21 protein-coding genes are annotated in these 17,952 nt (G+C 40.2%); 1 reads left to right on the top strand and 20 read right to left on the bottom strand.

Annotated features, from left to right (window positions below; all coding sequences use genetic code 11):
• Window positions 1-28: 28 nt before the first annotated feature.
• The 8 genes from rpsB to M0R79_RS05065 all read right to left on the bottom strand — a co-directional run bounded on the left by rpsB (window position 29) and on the right by M0R79_RS05065 (window position 8,387).
• A complete protein-coding gene (gene rpsB, locus M0R79_RS05030; RefSeq protein WP_092569723.1) occupies window positions 29-799 on the bottom strand; it encodes a 30S ribosomal protein S2 in 771 nt (256 codons plus the stop codon).
• Window positions 800-1,019: 220 nt separating this feature from the next.
• Window positions 1,020-1,502 carry a hypothetical protein gene (locus M0R79_RS05035; RefSeq protein ID WP_248416108.1) on the bottom strand — a complete coding sequence of 161 codons (483 nt, stop codon included), beginning with the start codon at window positions 1,500-1,502 and terminating at the stop codon, window positions 1,020-1,022.
• A 2-nt stretch (window positions 1,503-1,504) separates the two neighbouring features.
• Entirely contained in the window at window positions 1,505-2,488 is a 984-nt protein-coding gene (gene floA, locus M0R79_RS05040) for a flotillin-like protein FloA (RefSeq protein ID WP_200793395.1), read from the bottom strand.
• A gap of 36 nt (window positions 2,489-2,524) precedes the next feature.
• On the bottom strand, window positions 2,525-3,154 hold the full coding sequence (locus M0R79_RS05045) for an NfeD family protein (RefSeq protein WP_092569717.1): 630 nt from the start codon (window positions 3,152-3,154) through the stop codon (window positions 2,525-2,527).
• Window positions 3,155-3,200: 46 nt separating this feature from the next.
• Window positions 3,201-4,355: an AI-2E family transporter gene (locus M0R79_RS05050; RefSeq protein WP_248416107.1), complete on the bottom strand. Its 1,155-nt coding sequence runs from the start codon at window positions 4,353-4,355 to the stop codon at window positions 3,201-3,203.
• A gap of 240 nt (window positions 4,356-4,595) precedes the next feature.
• A complete protein-coding gene (clpB, locus tag M0R79_RS05055; RefSeq protein WP_092569713.1) occupies window positions 4,596-7,190 on the bottom strand; it encodes an ATP-dependent chaperone ClpB in 2,595 nt (864 codons plus the stop codon).
• A gap of 115 nt (window positions 7,191-7,305) precedes the next feature.
• Complete coding sequence (locus tag M0R79_RS05060) at window positions 7,306-8,061, bottom strand: alpha/beta fold hydrolase (protein ID WP_248416106.1); 756 nt, start codon at window positions 8,059-8,061, stop codon at window positions 7,306-7,308.
• Window positions 8,058-8,387, bottom strand: coding sequence for a metal-sulfur cluster assembly factor (locus tag M0R79_RS05065; protein WP_092570283.1), 330 nt, complete (start codon window positions 8,385-8,387; stop codon window positions 8,058-8,060). The genes M0R79_RS05060 and M0R79_RS05065 overlap by 4 nt, the downstream gene beginning before the upstream one ends.
• 104 nt (window positions 8,388-8,491) lie before the next feature.
• Between M0R79_RS05065 and M0R79_RS05070 the strand changes: the two genes are divergently transcribed.
• On the top strand, window positions 8,492-9,328 hold the full coding sequence (locus M0R79_RS05070) for a Cof-type HAD-IIB family hydrolase (protein ID WP_092569709.1): 837 nt from the start codon (window positions 8,492-8,494) through the stop codon (window positions 9,326-9,328).
• A gap of 116 nt (window positions 9,329-9,444) precedes the next feature.
• Here M0R79_RS05070 and M0R79_RS05075 read toward each other — a convergent pair whose 3' ends face one another.
• The 12 genes from M0R79_RS05075 to M0R79_RS05130 form a co-directional block, all read right to left on the bottom strand.
• On the bottom strand, window positions 9,445-10,368 hold the full coding sequence (locus M0R79_RS05075) for a YitT family protein (RefSeq protein ID WP_092569707.1): 924 nt from the start codon (window positions 10,366-10,368) through the stop codon (window positions 9,445-9,447).
• A 15-nt stretch (window positions 10,369-10,383) separates the two neighbouring features.
• Window positions 10,384-10,821: a hypothetical protein gene (locus M0R79_RS05080; protein ID WP_092569705.1), complete on the bottom strand. Its 438-nt coding sequence runs from the start codon at window positions 10,819-10,821 to the stop codon at window positions 10,384-10,386.
• Between the two features lie 127 nt (window positions 10,822-10,948).
• The gene (rplS, locus tag M0R79_RS05085; protein ID WP_092569702.1) at window positions 10,949-11,299 is read right to left on the bottom strand and encodes a 50S ribosomal protein L19; all 351 of its coding nucleotides are present in this window, start codon (window positions 11,297-11,299) and stop codon (window positions 10,949-10,951) included.
• A gap of 127 nt (window positions 11,300-11,426) precedes the next feature.
• Window positions 11,427-12,194 (bottom strand): tRNA (guanosine(37)-N1)-methyltransferase TrmD, encoded by a 768-nt coding sequence (trmD, locus tag M0R79_RS05090; RefSeq protein WP_248417188.1) that lies wholly within the window; start codon window positions 12,192-12,194, stop codon window positions 11,427-11,429.
• Window positions 12,184-12,702: a ribosome maturation factor RimM gene (rimM, locus tag M0R79_RS05095; protein ID WP_092569700.1), complete on the bottom strand. Its 519-nt coding sequence runs from the start codon at window positions 12,700-12,702 to the stop codon at window positions 12,184-12,186. Before rimM ends, trmD begins: the two co-directional genes overlap by 11 nt.
• Before the next feature lie 310 nt (window positions 12,703-13,012).
• A complete protein-coding gene (locus M0R79_RS05100; RefSeq protein ID WP_510729519.1) occupies window positions 13,013-13,291 on the bottom strand; it encodes a KH domain-containing protein in 279 nt (92 codons plus the stop codon).
• Between the two features lie 21 nt (window positions 13,292-13,312).
• Entirely contained in the window at window positions 13,313-13,585 is a 273-nt protein-coding gene (rpsP, locus tag M0R79_RS05105; RefSeq protein WP_092569696.1) for a 30S ribosomal protein S16, read from the bottom strand.
• 146 nt (window positions 13,586-13,731) lie between these two features.
• The gene (locus tag M0R79_RS05110) at window positions 13,732-14,337 is read right to left on the bottom strand and encodes an alpha/beta hydrolase (RefSeq protein WP_092569694.1); all 606 of its coding nucleotides are present in this window, start codon (window positions 14,335-14,337) and stop codon (window positions 13,732-13,734) included.
• Window positions 14,338-14,361: 24 nt separating this feature from the next.
• A complete protein-coding gene (locus tag M0R79_RS05115; protein ID WP_200793390.1) occupies window positions 14,362-15,327 on the bottom strand; it encodes a VOC family protein in 966 nt (321 codons plus the stop codon).
• A gap of 417 nt (window positions 15,328-15,744) precedes the next feature.
• Window positions 15,745-17,223 carry a signal recognition particle protein gene (gene ffh / locus M0R79_RS05120; RefSeq protein ID WP_092569690.1) on the bottom strand — a complete coding sequence of 493 codons (1,479 nt, stop codon included), beginning with the start codon at window positions 17,221-17,223 and terminating at the stop codon, window positions 15,745-15,747.
• Window positions 17,224-17,236: 13 nt separating this feature from the next.
• Window positions 17,237-17,566, bottom strand: a complete 330-nt coding sequence (ylxM, locus tag M0R79_RS05125; protein ID WP_248416104.1) for a YlxM family DNA-binding protein — start codon at window positions 17,564-17,566, stop codon at window positions 17,237-17,239.
• Between the two features lie 6 nt (window positions 17,567-17,572).
• Window positions 17,573-17,941: a metal-dependent transcriptional regulator gene (locus M0R79_RS05130; RefSeq protein ID WP_092569686.1), complete on the bottom strand. Its 369-nt coding sequence runs from the start codon at window positions 17,939-17,941 to the stop codon at window positions 17,573-17,575.
• Between the last annotated feature and the right edge of the window lie 11 nt (window positions 17,942-17,952).

Consider the following 17,952-nt stretch of genomic DNA (forward strand, 5'->3'; position numbering starts at 1 on the left):
CTCCTGATTTAAGACTTTGTTAAAATCCTTATGCTTGTTCTGAGCTTGCTTCTTCTGATTCGAATAAGTTATCGAAGAATTGTTTGTCAGAATTTTCTTCTTCTACATCATTGGCTTCGCCTTGGTTACCTTCAACAACTGCATCAGCAATGCCAGTAGTGATTAACTTAATGGCACGAATTGCATCATCATTTGAAGGAATTACATAGTCGATTTCATCAGGATCACAGTTCGTATCAACCATTCCTACGATAGGAATATGTAATTTATGTGCTTCTTGAATCGCAATATGTTCTTTGCGAGGATCCACAATGTAGATAATATCTGGAATCCGTGGCATATCTTTGATACCGCCCAAGTTAGCTTCTAAGCGAGCAAGCTCTTTACGTAATTCTTGAACTTCTTTCTTAGGAAGGACATCAAAAGTACCATCTTCTTCCATCTTTTCAATAGATTTCAAGCGTTTGATTGAGGCTTGAATTGTTTCCCAGTTGGTTAATAATCCACCTAACCAACGGTGGTTAATATAATATTGACCGCAACGAATAGCTTGTTCTTCAATCGCTTGTTGAGCTTGTTTCTTAGTTCCTACGAACAAGACAACAGCTCCGTTGGCTACTTCATCACGAACAAAGTTATAAGCTTCATCAATCAATTTTACAGTTTTTTGTAAATCAATGATGTAGATGCCGTTACGTTCAGTAAAGATGTAACGTTTCATCTTAGGGTTCCAACGACGAGTTTGGTGTCCAAAGTGAACACCTGCTTCTAATAAAGACTTCATAGATATAACAGACATTCTATTTCCTCCATTTTGGTTTTTTCCTCCGCTTATCGCGACTAGTCGATGAACTCCCGTGAGAAAGCACCCCATCAACTATTAATAAGCGTGTGTTTTGGTTTTTACACCGTCTCATATTATATGGTATCTACCTTTTATTTGCAACCACAATTCCTATTTTTCTATGGAACTTGTCTAAGTTAATCTGCGAATCTTGTTTTAGTAAATGATTGTACCTTTACCATTCTTCTCGAATAGCTAAAGGCTTATCAAGAATTTCTTTAAGAATCACTGCGCGACGTAAATCTTGGGCTGAGCTTATCAAATCCGATCCGACTTTTGGCGCCTGAGTTTTTGTCTGGTCAGCCTGGTTCTCAACCACAAGCATCATGGAATCCTTATTTTCTACCTCAGGTTCTACAAGTGGTTGAAGCGGTTCTTCCTTCACTTTGATTTTCTTTTGTCGGACTTGTTGGGCGGCTGCCTGTCTCTGGCGTAAATCTTGTTGCAATCGAGGACTTAGGTTTGGATCCACCTGTTCGATGCGTTGGGTATGGTTCGCTGATTTTTTGATTTCAGGAATATAATTCTGCAAAGAGTTTAAAGCGGTCGTTTCTGATTCTTTCTCTTTATCCTTGGCCCGCTTCAGTAAATTGGACAACAGACGGAAGACTCCGACAAAAACAAGTACATCCACGATCAGGCCAATTATGGCAAACATGATTAGGACCTCTTTTCTTGTTGATTGTTGCTCTTCTCACCAGTTCCAGCAATAGATTCTCTCATATTCGTATCGGATTCAATATTCTTCAATTTATAGTAATCCATCACACCCAGTTGACCTTTACGGAAAGCTTCAGCCATCGCCAAAGGTACCTCAGCTTGAGATTCAACCACCTTGGCTCTCATCCGTTGAACTTCTGCTAACATTTCTTGTTCTTCGGCTACGGCGAAGGCGCGACGTTCTTCGGCCTTAGCTTGGGCTACATTCTTATCGGCATTGGCTTGATCTGCTTGTAATTTAGCACCGATATTACGCCCCACATCGACGTCAGCAATATCGATGGATAGAATTTCAAACGCTGTCCCGGCATCTAAACCTTTACGAAGAATAGTCTGGGAGATGGAATCCGGATTTTCTAGGACAATCGAGTGAGTTTCAGAAGAACCCACCGTAGTTACAATCCCTTCACCAACCCGGGCAATGATTGTTTCTTCACCGGCACCTCCGACCAGACGCTCAATATTAGCCCGGACGGTTACCTTGGCTTTAGCCATAACTTCGATCCCGTTCATTGCCACCCCGGCAATCACAGGCGTCTCAATCACTTTAGGATTGACTGAGACCTGAACGGCTTCGAATACATTTCGTCCAGCTAAATCAATGGCGGCAGCTCGCTCAAACTCCAAATCGATGTTGGCCCGTTGAGCGGCAATCAAGGCATCGACCACTTGGTTGATATCACCACCAGCTAAATGATGGGCTTCTAATTCATTGGTTGTTAAATCTAAACCGGCTTTGGTCGCCTTGATTAAAGGGCGAATAATTTCTGATGGAGCCACCCTTCTGAGTCGCATCCCTACTAAATTTCCGATGGAAACTTTGGCCCCGGAAAAGTAAGCCGTAATCCATAAACCAATCGGCACAAACCGAAAGAATATGATTAATAAAATTAATATCGCAATAATAACAATGGCGAAGGTCATCCAACCCGTATTTCCACTATTAAATACTTCATCCATTTAAGCTTCCTCCTCAATCACATAAATTGATCCATTCGTCACTTTAACAATCCGAACCGCGCGACCTTTAGCAATAAATCCTTGTTGACTAATAATTTCATATGTCTCACCGTTAAACCGACCACGTCCGACCGGACGAAGGTCCATCACCACTGTCCCGATTAAACCGATAATTTCAGGATAATCTTGATGACTTGAATAGCCTTCTGCCTTGCCTAAACGTTGATCGAGTACAAACATCGAGGGAACCTCAAATTGTCGACCAGCCTTGATAAAGAAGAGGCATTCCAAACCAATCAATACCAGCACCGCTAAGACAATCATTAAGACCCTGAGCCAATCATCATGATACATATACAAACCGAAGACACTGGTAAAGCTGCCGATCATGCCTAATACCCCAAAATCGGGAATGTATAACTCGGTCCAGATCATCACAATACCCAAAAGATAACAAATAAAACTCATGAAATTCTGTGAAGAAAAATTAATATTGCTCGCTGAACCTGTCATGACAAATACTTCAAAATGAAAGGCAAAACAAAGCAAAGCAAGCAGCATCCAGAAAATTTTGCGTTTATAAAAAAGTGAAGCCACTAAACAAGCAATTCCCAAGAGCAATACAATCATCAGACTCCCCCTTTCTTAATAAAAGTATATCACAGATTTATTAAAACTACCCTCGATTATCCTCGTCAATGAGAGGAATTCCACTTTCCCGCTGATGAACATCATTCGCAATCAAACGATAGATTGCTGAAGCTAGCGGTACTGCAATTAACATACCAACCACACCCCAAAGGCCACCGCCTAGTGTAATCGAAATAAGTACCCAAATCCCAGGTAATCCCAGCGAACTTCCGACTACTTTAGGATAGATTAAGTTCCCCTCGACTTGCTGTAAGATAATAATAAAGACTAAAAACATCAAACCTTGCAAAGGATCCTGCACAAATATCAAGAGAAAGCCGATAATCCCTGAAATGTAAGCCCCCACTAAGGGAATCAAAGCGGTGAAACCTGTGAGTGCCCCAATCATGCCAGCATATGGGAATTGCAAGACCCACATCCCGAGAGTCACCATAATGCCTAGAATGAAAGCTTCCACCACTTCGCCACTAATAAAATGTTTGAAAGAATCATTAACAATATCTAAGACATAGAAGATTCTCTTGACCCAGGATTGAGGTAAATAAGCATGTAGAATGCGCGAACTTTGGCTAGCTAGTCTTTCTTTCGCCAAGAGTACATATAGTGAGATCATAAAAGATAACAAACCATTCACTAATAAAGCAAAGACAGATCCAACCGTCGTCAAGGTCGTACCTACAATATTACTGGTAAAATCATTGGCCACATTCCAAAGATTAGCCATAATCTGGTCGACTTGAACATCAGCGTTCTCAATGGCTGTCCGCAATTGTGGGATAAGATTTTCGTTCTCTATGACCCATTGTTTAATAGAGGTCAAAATTAAAGGAATCAGGTCAATAAACTCAACAATTACCGAATATAATTGCGGAATAATTAGAGAAAGTACCAAATAAATAACTAAAACAATCAAAATATAGGACAACACCATGGCCAAGGGACGGCGAATTTTCTGTAGCCAATTTTGCCGACTTCGGGGAGCCAGCAAGGCTTCAATCTTGACCATTAAGATATTCACAATATAGGCTAAGACAAAGCCCAAAATAATCGGTCGCAAGATATTCAGTAAAGCTAACAGAAAACCATGAAGCCAATTTAGATTCAATAAAATAATGGCTAATAAGCCCAAAAGTAACAAATACTTTAGAATCAATCGATCAATCTTTTTAATATCTTTCATTCACTTACCCTCTCTATAGATGTATAGCTATTATGACAAGTTTTTGAAATAACTACAAGAGAAATGAAGAAAGATCATCTAAACAAAAATTATAATTAGAGCTAAGAATTCATATTATTTGGTCTCCCATTTCGAGCTTATCCACTACTTACCTACAGCCTATTCTTTCTCAAAACAAAAAAGACTTATAAACCCCAGCATTTCAATCTAGGATTTATAAGTCATGTTTATTTCAGACTACTACAATGTATTAAAGACGATTTGGTTATCTTCTAAATCGATTTCTACCTGAGTGTTCGGCAAGATTTCACCTGCGATGATGGCCTTGGCTAATGGAGTTTCAACTTGTTTAGTAATAAAACGTTTCAGTGGTCGAGCTCCGTAGACCGGATCATAACCTTCATCAGCCAGCCATTGGTTAACAGCTTCACTCACACTTAACGTGATATCTTGATCCGCTAGACGGTGAATTAATTCCGCCATGAACTTATTAACAATGCCCTTCATATTGTCTTTAGTCAGTGGAGAGAATAAGACGATATCATCCACTCGGTTTAGAAATTCTGGTTTAAAGTGCCCACGAAGTAGAGTTTTGACTTGCATTTGGGTTTCTGGATCAATTTGACCTTGGTCATCAACGCCTTCAAGTAACAGATCAGAACCTAAGTTACTGGTCATAATCACGACGGTATTTTTGAAATCAACCACTCGACCTTTTGAATCGGTTAATCGTCCGTCATCCAACACTTGTAGCAGAATATTGAAGACATCGGGATGGGCTTTTTCAATTTCATCCAATAATAAGATGGTGTATGGTGATCGGCGAACAGCTTCGGTAAGTTGTCCACCTTCATCGTGGCCGATATATCCTGGAGGTGCACCCACCAAACGCGATACGGAATGTTTCTCCATATATTCAGACATATCCAAACGCACCATATGGTCTTCACTGTCAAATAAATTCTCTGCCAGTGATTTAGCTAGTTCAGTCTTCCCAACACCTGTTGGACCTAAGAATAAGAAGGAACCAATCGGCCGGTTAGGGTCTTGGATACCAGCCCGCGATCTTAAGACCGCTTCTGATACCAATTCGATCGCTTCATCTTGGCCCACTACCCGACGATGTAAGGTTTCGCCTAAATGAAGTAATTTTTCTCGTTCTCCTTCAACCAAGCGAGCTACCGGAATTCCGGTTAGACGACCAACTACTTTGGCGATTTCATCTTCGGTGACCACTTCTTGAGTTAGACGACTTTCAGAAGCGTGTTCTTCTTGAAAAGCTTCAAGTGTGCGCAATTCTTTCTCTAATTGAGGAATTCGTCCATGACGTAATTCAGCAGCTTTCTCTAAATCATACTCACTTTCAGCTTCTTCTAAAGCATGACGCGCTTCATCTAAGGCTTGCCGTTTATCCCTTAAAGCATTGACCGATTCCTTCTCCTTAACCCAGCGTAATTGAAGTTGTTCCATCTGTTCACGATATTCGGCTAATTCTTCTTGAAGAATCGCCAAACGCTTCTTGCTGGCTTCATCGGTTTCTTTCTTTAAGGCCGCTTCTTCGATTTCTAACGTCATTAATTTTCTGCGCACTATATCAATTTCAACCGGCATAGAATTCAATTCCATCCGAATGGTCGCACAGGCTTCATCAACGAGGTCAATCGCCTTATCTGGAAGGAAACGGTCGGTGATATAGCGGTTAGAAAGAACCGCCGCCGATACTAAGGCATTGTCGTGAATATTGACCCCATGGTGAATCTCAAAGCGTTCTTTAAGTCCTCGAAGAATTGTAATGGTATCTTCCACATCCGGCTCTTTAACCAATACTCGTTGGAACCGACGTTCTAAGGCTTTATCTTTTTCGAAATTTTGCCGGTATTCATCGAGAGTTGTTGCCCCAATCATGTGCAATTCACCCCGAGCTAGCATCGGTTTCAAGAGATTCCCCGCATCCATCGATCCCTCAGTTTTACCAGCGCCGACAATATTATGGATTTCATCAATAAATAATAGAATCTCGCCTTCGGAATCTTTAACTTCTTTCAAGACGGCTTTTAATCGTTCTTCAAACTCGCCCCGATATTTGGCTCCAGCAATCAGAGCTCCCATATCCAGTGACCAGAGTTGTTTTTCTTTTAAATTTTCTGGCACGTCTTTACGAACAATCCGTTGAGCTAGTCCTTCAACGATGGCGGTTTTACCTACACCGGGTTCACCAATTAGCACCGGATTGTTCTTTGTTTTGCGGGTTAATATCCGAATGACATCGCGGATTTCCTCGTCCCGACCAATGACTGGATCTAATTTATTCTGCTTTACCGCATCATTTAAGTTAATCGCATATTTACTCAAGGCTTCATAAGTTTCTTCTTGATTTTGTTGAGTCACACTTTCTCCCCCTCTCAAACTTTCGATTCTTGCTAAGAATTTGTTTTCATCCAATTGATGATTTAATAAATATTCGGTAATCGGATGATTTTTCTGTTTATAAATAGCTAACATAACAATTTCAGTAGCCAAGTACTGGTCACCACGTTCTTCAGCCAATTGACCGGCATCGGCTAAAAGCCGGTTCAAACTCGGTGAAATCTGTTGACCATAAGCAATATTGCTTCCTTCAACGATAGCGATTTTGTCAATTTGTTGTTCAATAAATTTCTTAAACTCTTTCAAATCGATTCCCAGTTCATCATACCATTGATAGGCTAGATGGTCTGGCTGTAAAAAAGCCAGCCAAAGATGATATAGGTCGATCATTTGATGTTTACGAACCATGGCAATATTTTGAGCTTGGCCCAAAGTTGTTTGCATGGTTGTCGTCATTTTATCAATCATCTTGACACCCCTTTTTCTAATGTCAATAATAGTCAAACTTTTCAAAGTAAAAAACTAAGCTCAGACTTGAGCTTAATCATAGTATAACGCATTGGTCAGGAAAGGTCAACACTTTTTACTGATCAACTTGCTTAAAAAAGTTAGCCAATTCAATCATTCGTTGATAAGGGACCTTATGACCCCCTGTTTGATCAATTTGAATTTTTCGATCTTTGACTAAGGGCTGGGATTCTAGATAAGTGATTAAATCCTGATTGAAACGGTATGGAACCGTACTATCGTTCTGAGCGTGCCAAAGATATAAAGGCCGATTCCCTAAGTGATCTGGATGAAGAGATAAATCCAAAGCTTGAAGTTGTCGGATTGCTTCTTGAATTTGTGCTTGTTGAACCAATTCAGCAGGCACTTGGTAATGTTCAATTAAAGCTTGAATAAAACCACTAGTATGAGTGGCCCCCATCAATATACCTGCCCCGTTAAGCTGAGGATACCTACTTAAACACATGCCAGTAATGATTCCTCCCATAGAAATTCCACAGATATAAATCGCTGAATGATCAGAATTTTTCGTCTGGATTTCATCTAAAATTAAAGAAACATCGTTGACCGCAGCTAATAATATTTCAGGAAAAATCATGGGATTGACTGGAATTTGCCGATGTGGGTAATCGCCATGTTGAGGGGCATCGGGCATGATCACCATAAATCCTTGTTTGGCCAGCTCAATCCCTAGTAATACATCTTCATCTTTCGAATGTGTCCAGCCATGGTAGGCGATAACTACAGATTGCTGATCTTGCTGAGTCTGATCCTGCAAATTAATCCGTATAACGGGGATGTGTTGAATCTTTTCTTGAGAAATTTGGATCATAGGGACACTCCTAAAGCAATCTTGGCATAGCGACTCATCCGATCAATCGACCAGGCCGGATCAAAGGTCAATTCAATCTCAACTTTCTCAACTCCATCGACTGCTAACAAGGCTCTTTCAATATCAAAGGCAATCATATCGATTAATGGGCAGCCCATGGTGGTTAAGGTCATCAGCACCTTGGCAGTTCCTTGTTCATCAAAATCAATATCATAAATTAAACCCAAATTGACAATATCAATGCCCAATTCAGGGTCAATGACTTTTTCTAAGGCTTTGTATAATTGTTCATTTTTCATTGTTTCACCCTTTTCTAGGTTAATCATAATGTAACAAATTTGAAGTAAAATTTCCATCATTCAAATTCCAAGGATTGAGCTCATTGACGAAATTCGATATAATCGATCGGTAAGTGAAAGGAGTTCTGCACATGGAACAACATTTAATCACGATTGATTTAGACGGAACCACTTTAAATAATGAATCCAAAGTGAGTCTATTAACGATTCAAACCCTTCGTCTATTGGACAGAATGGGACACATGGTCTGTATCGTCACCGGAAGACCTTTCCGCAATTCAAAGGATATTTATTATCAGATTGGTTTACAATCGCCAATGGTGAATTTCAACGGTGCCTTGTGCCATTTTCCTGACAAGGCTGAATGGTTAGGGCACTATCATAATGAACTCGATAAGGAATTGGCTTTCGATTTATTCTCTCGGCAGGATGAATTAGGAATCGATATGTTAACCGTTGAAGGGAAAGACCGTCTCTTCTCCTCCACGCTCAATATTCCTGATTCACCCTTCTATCCCAAAGATCGAGCTAAGATTGAGCTCTTATCTCGCCGCAGCTTAACTGAGAATCCAACCGCGCTCGCTATCTTCTGTCCAGAAGAGAAACAAGCCCTGGTTCGCGACCGCGTCTTGGAACATTATGGCGACCAAGTTTCGATTCGGACTTGGGGCGGGATTCTGCCTTTATTAGAAATTGTTAGCGTAGGAATTAACAAAGCCGTCGGGGTCAAACGCATTGCTGATTTCTATCATATTCCTCGTCAAAAGATTCTTGCCTTTGGTGACGAGAATAATGATCTTGAAATGCTAGATTACGCCGGTCTTGGCGTCGCTATGGCCAATGGAACTGAAGAAGTCAAAGCCATTGCCAATGATGTCACCGAATATAGCAACCAAGCAGATGGCTTGGCCAAATATCTGATAAAATATTTTGATTTGCAGGCCTATTTACCTCAAGCCTTTGATTAGAATATTTTATTGCTATTAACCAAATAGCTTAGTATACTCGGTTCTAAAATATAACCATAAAAAAATAGCGGGAAAGTATAGCCAGAAAGGTATCTAGCTAGCTTCTCCGCTTTTTATTATTTAATTTTCAAGGTTTGCTTACGCTCTCTCAATAAATCTTGTTGTTGGCGATTGAGGAAATTTCCGCCTACATATTGAGATTGAACAATATTGACAAAGGCTTTGGGGTCACTAAGATGCACAGCCGATTGGAGATCATAAAGTTCGTAACGGTTGATGACCACCATGATAATCTTTCGTGGTGACCGTTTATAGCCTCCCCGTCCATCGATAACAGTAATTCCTCGGTGAATATGTTGATAGAGAGAGCTAACCACATCATCAATATTTTCGGTAATGATAAAGGCCGTCAAGCGTTGATCATTATTGTTAATCGCATTGACCATGCGAGAATTAACATACATGGCAATCAAAGTGTATAGGGCTAATTCCCATTCATAAACATAACCGACGCCAAATAAGAGCAAGGAATTCATAATCAATGACAGTGAGCCGACATTGAGACCGGTCTTGCGATTTAAGACGACACTCACAATATCTAATCCGCCAGTTGACATGCCATATTTGACACAGACACCGACCGCAGTCCCACACAGGACGCCCCCAACCACACCATTTAACATCGGATTTGAAGAAATTGGAATCACTGGAATCATATTAGAGATGATAGAAGTGGCGAACACTACAGCCAAGGTTAGCAAGGTAAAGCGTTTGCCCAATTTCATAAAGCCCAAGATAATTAATGGAATGTTGATAATTAAGTTAACCGTCCCTGTCTGGGCCTGCCAAGGAATACTGGTGAAATGATTGATCACATAGGCAATTAATTGGGCAAAACCTAAAATTCCAGCCGAGTAAATATCGCCAGGAATGTAGAAAAAGTTCAAGGCAATCCCAAAACAAAGCGCTGCAAAAATCACAATCAAACCATGGAAAGCCAAATTAAACAGCCGGGATTTGGCCAAATACCGATTAAACATCTTGTCCTACCGCCTTTATTCTGCCGGTTTACCCAGAGCTCGGGTAATATCAGGAATTAATGCCTTAGCAATTGCAGATCCCATCACAATCGTTTCATAGAAAGCTTCTGGATCTTGACCAAGTCGAACCAAGTTTCTTAAGAAAATTTCGCCATCGCCAGCTAAATAGAGCGCATAATAACCTGTTCGCATCCCATTTAAGTCGTTCAATAGGCTTAGGGCCTTTGTTTCCAGGCTTCGATCGGCCAGTTGATGTAATTGACGATAGATGATTTGTCCATCCACAAAGTCGGTCTCTGCTTCCTGAATAATCACTTCAACAATGACTTTTCGACTTTTGCTCAGCTGATAAGTAAAGCGATAAAGGTGGTGCCCATCCTCTATTTCTTGATAATTAAAAGGAATATCCACTGATTTTAATTTTTGTTCAAAATTTTCTTGAATCTTCGACATTTTTAGCCACCTGTTCTTTTCAATATTTGCTCTAAGTATATCATATCGAATATTATTTCCAACTATGGAAGTTCATTCCAACAAAAAAACCAAGACCCGGTCAAAGACCAAATCTTGGTTAATTAGATTAAGAACGTTCTTTAATCCGGGCAGCTTTACCAGCCAACTTACGAATATAGTAAAGTTTAGCTCGTCTAACGCGACCCTTGCGAAGTACTTCAATCTTTTGAACACGTGGTGTATGTAATGGGAATGTACGTTCAACCCCAACACCATTGGAAATCTTACGAACTGTATAAGTTTCGCTGATTCCAGCACCACGGCGTTTAATCACTAAGCCTTCGAATAACTGAACCCGTTCGCGTTCACCTTCAACGATCAAGGCATAGACACGGACAGTGTCTCCAGCACGGAATTCAGGAATATCATTACGCAATTGTGATTGAGTAACTTTTTCGATAATTGGATTACGACTCATCTTTTTTCTCCTCCCAAAATATTCATTCAATGCCTAGCATTCAGCGGAATATTCGTATTCATGTGGTGAAACCACTCTTACAATTATACAGAAATCATCGCGATTGTAAAGGACAATTTTACTTTTCTTAAGGTTTTTGCTGGCTTGTCGATGAGGTCTTAGACGTTGAATCTTCTCGCTGGATTTGATCTAAGAGGCGTTGATCTTCGTCGGATAGGGACCCTTGTTTCAGTAGATCAGGTCGGTGATGCCAGGTTTTGCGGAGCGCCTCCTTGCGTCGCCAACGTTCGATATGCTCGTGATGGCCGCTTAGTAAGACCGGCGGGACTTCCATCCCACGGAAATTCTGGGGACGGGTGTATTGTGGATATTCTAACAAACATTGTTGATGAGATTCATGGATTAATGAGTCAGCATTGCCAACGACTTCAGGGATTAAGCGCACAACAGCATCCATCATGACCATGGTCGGTAATTCGCCGTTAGTCAAGACATAATCTCCTAGGGAAACTTGGTCAGTCACATAGTGGCGGACTCTTTCATCAAAGCCTTCATAGTGACCACAGATAAAGATTAAATACTGATCATTAGACCACTCTTGGGCTAAATCTTGACTAAAGGGTTGCCCCGCTGGATCAGTTAGGATGATCCGATTAGGACGGCCATGTTGACGCTGTAGTTCTTCTAACATGGCCACAATGGGCTCCACCCTAAGGAGCATGCCGGCCCCGCCACCATAAGGATAATCATCAACATGCCCATGTTTATTTACCGCATATTGACGAAAATCATGAGCCTGGAACTCTAACAAGCCACGCTCTTGCGCTTGACCCATCATGGAATAATTCATCGGTGCAAACATTTCCGGGAAGAGGGTCAAAACATCAATCTTCATCATCCATAAGTCCTTCCATTAATTCTATGGTCACCGTTGAATTCTCAAGATTCACTTCTTTAACCACGTCATCAATATAAGGAATTAAGACATCTTTGGCTTGTTTTCGTTGAACGACCCAGACGTCATTTGATCCCAAAGCAAGTATATCTTTAATCTTGCCAATCTTTTCGCCCTCAGTAGTCAGCACTTCTAAGCCAATAATCTGATGGTAATAATAAGCATCTTCCGCCAGATCCTCTTGTTGGCCAGCATTAATCGCCAGCCAACCCCCTTTATACGACTCTACGTCATTGATCTGCTCAATCCCTTGAAACTTAACAATATATGAACCCTTATGGAGACGGGCGGTTTCAATCTTTGCGGCTAGTTGATTTTCTTGATTGATCAAATATACGGTCTGTCCCTTAGCAAAGCGTTGTTCTGGAAAATCGGTCTCCGCTAATACTTTCAATTCACCCTTAATCCCAAATGTATTCACAATTCGAGCAATACGTATTTTATCCATCTTCTTCCCCCAATCTCCTTCTATTATAACTTATTGCAGCCATAACCAACACATATTTAGTGGTCACTCTTCTGGCTGCCCTGACCTAAATGGATTCCAAGAGTATTCATTTTTTTAGCAAAGTTATCCACACTGCTATAACAAGAAAAAATTCCTCCATAAAAAAAGACCCACCTGGTTAACCACTCAGACAATGTCTTGCCTAAGGGTTATCCAGTAGATCTCAAACACAAGCTAAAGTTGAATTCAAACGAAATCTATTTTCTATCAAGTGAACCTGCTAGAAAGTCAGATTGTTTGGCTGGCAATGCTAATCTTGCTCTTCAACTTCATCTTGAACTACAATGCGACTACGTTTTTCATTTTTATTACGAATGCTGTATACAATGGTACGAATAGCTCGAATAACCCGGCCTTTTCGTCCAATGACTCTACCAATATCTTCCGGATTTAGCAGAAGATGATACTCTTTGAATTCATCCGTATCTTTAATTTCAATCACAAAATCTTCAGGATATTGAATTATCGGTTCGACCATCGTTCTAATAAGTTTCTCGATATTTGGCATTATCTCACCTTTTCTAATCATTGTAAGGCATGAATATTAGCATTATTTTTCTAATTTACCGTCATGGAATTTCTTCATAATTCCTTGAGCAGATAATAAAGTACGCACTGTGTCAGAAGGTTGGGCACCTTGTTGTAACCATTTAAGTGCTAAGCTTTCATCAATCTTAACTTCTTTTGGTTCAGAAACTGGATTGTAAGTACCAATTTGTTCAATAATACGACCATCACGTGGAGAACGAGAATCCGCTACAACCACACGGTAGAAAGGACGTTTCTTAGAACCCATACGTTTTAAACGAATTTTTACAGACATTCATTTCACCTCTTTCAGTTCAATCTTACAAGATGATATATTAACAGAAAATAAATAAGCTGTAAAGTACTTTTACTTTACAGCTTGAATTTTTTTGTAAATTTATCGCATAGATGATTTTTAGAATTTCTCATGGGTTGAATACTTTAAGCTATGCCAAGATTTACTAACCATTGTTTAATTTCACTCAAACTATTCAAAGTAACTTCATGACTGTTCACCCAAGTATATTGGACATGAGCTTGAGCTTGTTCAAGCTTTGCCAACAAGGCCTGATTTTGTTCCATAGAACATAAAGGATCTTGTTTACCCATCGACAAAAATATTTCTTTACTGGACAAATCTAATTCAGGGTTAAAATCCAAGGGATACAAAGGAGCCATTAAGATGGCTCGCTTCACAGGGCTTCCTAATTGAAACAAGAGATGACTGGCTATATTTGACCCATTTGAAAAGCCGACAAAGATGGCCTGAGTCAAATCAAAATGATAATGATCACTGGCCCAATTTAGAAAATCATTAATTTTTCGTCCCTGTTGGTCCAGATTTTCTAGGTCGTAAGAGCCATCATCATAACGTCTAAAAAAGCGAAGATACCCTTGTTCGTTAATTTCACCACGAATTGCCAAATAATTTGCCTGAGGGGCTATGGTCTGAGCAATCGGAATCAAACTTTCTTCATTTCCACCAGTGCCATGGAACAAGATTAACGTATGCTCGGCATCTTGACCTTGGCTAAATAGATGTTCCATCATAACCCTCCTCATTGTGATTCATTAATCTTTTTTACCGGTCCAAACTGAATTGAATGGTTTAACCTGACGTTCAATATATTCGCGATCTTTTTCTAAAAATGGTGGTAAGGATAATTTTTCTCCAAGGGTCTCATAAGGTTCGTCGCCCATGAAACCAGGTCCATCCGTAGAAATTTCAACTAAAATATGACCGATTCTCGCATATAAGGCTTCGAAGAAGAAACGATCAACCAAGCCGGAGTTACGAATATTTCGTTCCATATATTTATTTAACCAGGCTTGGATGGCTTCATGGTCTTCCACTCGGAAAGAAACATGGTGTATTTCACCATAACCTTGGCGACTTACCGGACTGGTCGTATCACGGCGTAGAATCACTTGACCACCATGACCCCCTTGGCCCACTTCAAAGACAGTCACATCATCTTCTTCAATATGAATCGTCATGCCATAAATTTCTTGCAGTAACATCTTAAAATCATCGAAATAAGAGACGGTAATTTCAATCGGACCTAAACCATAGATAGCGAATTCTTCTGGAACTGGCCCTTGTTTCCAAGGAGTGCCCGCAGGTACACCATGGTCATGTTCATCAGAGAACAATTGATATCTTTGGCCATCTTCTTCTTCAAATTTCAAGATTTTAGATCCGTATAATTCGAAAATGCCTTCATGTTTAACCCCATATTGATCAAACCGATCACGATAGTACTCTAAGGCTGCATCATTAGGCACACGTAAACCAATTCTTGAAATAGAGTTAGTACCGTGAGTTCCTTGCGGAATTTGAGGGAAGTCAAAGAAAGTTAAATCCGTTCCAGGATTCCCCATATTGTCAGCATAAAAAGTATGGTAAGTATAAATATCATCTTGATTTACGGTTTTTTTGACCAATCTCATGCCCAGAATTTGCGTCATAAAATGATAGTTCTTTTTAACATCATGAGTAATCGCAGTAACGTGGTGAATACCTTTTAATTCATTCATTATGATACGCTCCTTTTAAATGTTAATTTCGAATTCGAAGTAAATATACCACGACTTATTTTCAAAAGCAAGCCTTTTGACTTTAGTATCCTTTGGGGGTCTGGTTCCCCTTGTCGCAAAACCTCTTAGAAATTTTGTCAAAAATAACAGTAATGACTTAATTTCGAAAAATTAAGACAATACGTTTATCGGTCAATCAATCATAGATTAACAAATACTTGGAATTTTTAAAGTATTTTGGACTCATCCTTAAAAGATAATCAACAGTATAATATAAAACATCAATGTAAATCACTCGGTCAAAATAAAAAAACGGATATCTACCTAGAAATTAAGTGTGTTTCTAGATAAATATCCGGTTACCTTTGTACATTTGAAAGCAAAAGATTGTCTAATTCACAGACACTTACGGCAAAATTATTTTCTGCGTTTCTTTTTAATCATTTTACGAAGTTTGTCTTTTTGTCTTTTGGCCTGTAATTGTTCGGGACTCATAAAATCCTTTTGGTTGAATCCACCACCTAGACCAGGTAGGCCACCCCCACCAGACATCTGTTCAAACTGATTCATCATCTTCTTCATACCCGACATTTTGCCGTTAGACATTTGGCTCATCATTTGCCGACTTTGATTAAATTGCTTAATTAACTGGTTGACTTTGGCTAAATCTTGACCCGCACCTTTCGCAATCCGTTTCCGTCGGCTTTGGCTGATCAGATCAGGATTTTCTCGTTCTTCTGGTGTCATCGACTGAACAATGGCTTTGATATGAGCCATATCTTTCTCGTCAACGTTCAGCTCATCTAATTCTTTGATTTTGCTCATGCCAGGAATCATCTTGATTAAATCTTTGATTGGCCCCATTTTATTAACTTGATCCATCTGGTCGATAAAATCATTAAAGTCAAAGCTAGCATCTTTAATTTTGTCGGCCATTTCAGCTGCTTTGGCCTCATCAAAGTCTGCCTGAGCTTTCTCGATCAGGGTCATCATATCGCCCATGCCTAAGATTCGACTAGACATCCGATCTGGATAGAAAGGTTCTAGGGCATCGAGCTTCTCACCTTGACCAGTAAATTTAATCGGTTTATGGGTAATTTCACGAATCGATAAGGCTGCCCCGCCCCGGGTATCGCCGTCTAATTTAGTGATAATTACCCCTGTAATATCTAAGTCATCATTAAAGGCTTTGGCCACATTCGATGCATCTTGACCAGTCATCGCATCGACGGTCAATAGAATTTCATCGGGCTGAGCCACTGCTTTGATATCGGCCAATTCTTGCATTAACTTCTCATCGACATGAAGACGACCGGCCGTATCAATTAAGACGACTTCATTGCCGTTAATGCGTGCTTGTCGTAAGGCTTGTTCGACAATCTCCACCGGTGACACCGAAGTTCCCAATGAAAAGACTTCAAAATTTAATTGTTGACCTAGAGTCTTTAATTGCTCAATCGCCGCTGGACGATAAACGTCGCCAGCTACCAGCAAAGGTTTCTTAATATTTTCTTTCTCGTACAGGTACTTAGCTAATTTACCAACAGTCGTGGTCTTACCGGCCCCTTGTAGACCTGCCATCATGATGACGGTTGGAGGTTGCTTAGCTAGGTTTAATGGGACGAGTTCGCCCCCCATCAATTGGGTTAATTCCTCATCCACAATCTTGACAACTTGTTGGGCTGGAGAAAGAGATTCTAATACTTGGGTCCCTAATGAACGTTCGTTCACCCGTTTAACAAATGACTTCACAACTTTGAAATTGACGTCGGCTTCTAAGAGCGCCAGACGAATTTCACGCATCATCTGTTTGAGGTCGGCTTCAGTAATCTTACCTCCCTTACCAACCGTCGATATTGCCCCTTGTAATCGATCAGATAATCCTTCAAATGCCATAAATCTTTACTCCTTACAATTCATATTCAAGTTTAATCAACTCATCAAGCACATGCTGGCTAGGTTGGTTTTGCAGCTGTTGGTTGAGTTGTTGATAGAGTTCTAAGCGACGATTGCGCAATTGCAGAAGATGTAATTGACTTTCATAGTTCTCTAAAGCCTGTTCTGCACGTTTGATATTATCAAAGACTCCTTGCCGACTAATCTGATAATGCTCAGCAATTTCAGCCAAGGAGTAATCCTCTTCATAATAGAGTGAGAGCATCTCCTTTTGTTTATCGGTCAACAGGTTACCATAATAAGCAAAAAGTTGATTCATCAAAAGGGTTCGTTCCAAAGACATGGTCGCTCACCCCTTCTCTGGGAAATTAATATATTGAGCCAGCCGGTCGGCTAAATCGGCGGGTGTCACATGCTCTAATACTTCAGCTAATTCATGAACTTCCCTGGGACCATAGCCTAATTTGTGGGCTAAGAAATATTCCCAAATCTCGTGCTTACGTAATATATCACGAGCATGTGCTTCTCCTAATGGGGTCAGCTTGCCTCCATGATAAGCCTTATATTCAACCAACCCTTCAGCAGTTAACTTGGCCATCATTTCACTCACTGAAGGAGGAGCAATGCCTAAACCTGCCGCAATTTCTTTATTTGAAAGTAGACTGTCTTGACTATGTTCATAAATAAATTTTAAATAATCTTCTTTACTTTGCGACATTTCATTTCCTC

The sequence above is a fragment of the Ignavigranum ruoffiae genome, assembly GCF_023195815.2.
Classification (GTDB): domain Bacteria; phylum Bacillota; class Bacilli; order Lactobacillales; family Aerococcaceae; genus Ignavigranum; species Ignavigranum ruoffiae.

Coding starts and splice junctions, on each gene's coding strand:
- M0R79_RS05070 (WP_092569709.1), top strand. CDS start 8,492: ATGGAACAACATTTAATCACGATTGATTTAGACGGAACCACTTTAAAT.
- floA (WP_200793395.1), bottom strand. CDS start 2,488: ATGACCTTCGCCATTGTTATTATTGCGATATTAATTTTATTAATCATA.
- M0R79_RS05065 (WP_092570283.1), bottom strand. CDS start 8,387: ATGATTAACCTAGAAAAGGGTGAAACAATGAAAAATGAACAATTATAC.
- M0R79_RS05110 (WP_092569694.1), bottom strand. CDS start 14,337: ATGGAACATCTATTTAGCCAAGGTCAAGATGCCGAGCATACGTTAATC.
- ffh (WP_092569690.1), bottom strand. CDS start 17,223: ATGGCATTTGAAGGATTATCTGATCGATTACAAGGGGCAATATCGACG.
- M0R79_RS05035 (WP_248416108.1), bottom strand. CDS start 1,502: ATGTTTGCCATAATTGGCCTGATCGTGGATGTACTTGTTTTTGTCGGA.
- rpsB (WP_092569723.1), bottom strand. CDS start 799: ATGTCTGTTATATCTATGAAGTCTTTATTAGAAGCAGGTGTTCACTTT.
- rimM (WP_092569700.1), bottom strand. CDS start 12,702: ATGGATAAAATACGTATTGCTCGAATTGTGAATACATTTGGGATTAAG.
- trmD (WP_248417188.1), bottom strand. CDS start 12,194: ATGAAGATTGATGTTTTGACCCTCTTCCCGGAAATGTTTGCACCGATG.
- M0R79_RS05130 (WP_092569686.1), bottom strand. CDS start 17,941: ATGTCGCAAAGTAAAGAAGATTATTTAAAATTTATTTATGAACATAGT.
- rpsP (WP_092569696.1), bottom strand. CDS start 13,585: ATGTCTGTAAAAATTCGTTTAAAACGTATGGGTTCTAAGAAACGTCCT.
- M0R79_RS05075 (WP_092569707.1), bottom strand. CDS start 10,368: ATGTTTAATCGGTATTTGGCCAAATCCCGGCTGTTTAATTTGGCTTTC.
- rplS (WP_092569702.1), bottom strand. CDS start 11,299: ATGAGTCGTAATCCAATTATCGAAAAAGTTACTCAATCACAATTGCGT.
- M0R79_RS05100 (WP_510729519.1), bottom strand. CDS start 13,291: ATGATTAGAAAAGGTGAGATAATGCCAAATATCGAGAAACTTATTAGA.
- M0R79_RS05050 (WP_248416107.1), bottom strand. CDS start 4,355: ATGAAAGATATTAAAAAGATTGATCGATTGATTCTAAAGTATTTGTTA.
- ylxM (WP_248416104.1), bottom strand. CDS start 17,566: ATGTCTTTGGAACGAACCCTTTTGATGAATCAACTTTTTGCTTATTAT.
- M0R79_RS05045 (WP_092569717.1), bottom strand. CDS start 3,154: ATGATTGTATTGCTCTTGGGAATTGCTTGTTTAGTGGCTTCACTTTTT.
- M0R79_RS05060 (WP_248416106.1), bottom strand. CDS start 8,061: ATGATCCAAATTTCTCAAGAAAAGATTCAACACATCCCCGTTATACGG.
- clpB (WP_092569713.1), bottom strand. CDS start 7,190: ATGATTGATAAAATGACGACAACCATGCAAACAACTTTGGGCCAAGCT.
- M0R79_RS05115 (WP_200793390.1), bottom strand. CDS start 15,327: ATGAATGAATTAAAAGGTATTCACCACGTTACTGCGATTACTCATGAT.
- M0R79_RS05080 (WP_092569705.1), bottom strand. CDS start 10,821: ATGTCGAAGATTCAAGAAAATTTTGAACAAAAATTAAAATCAGTGGAT.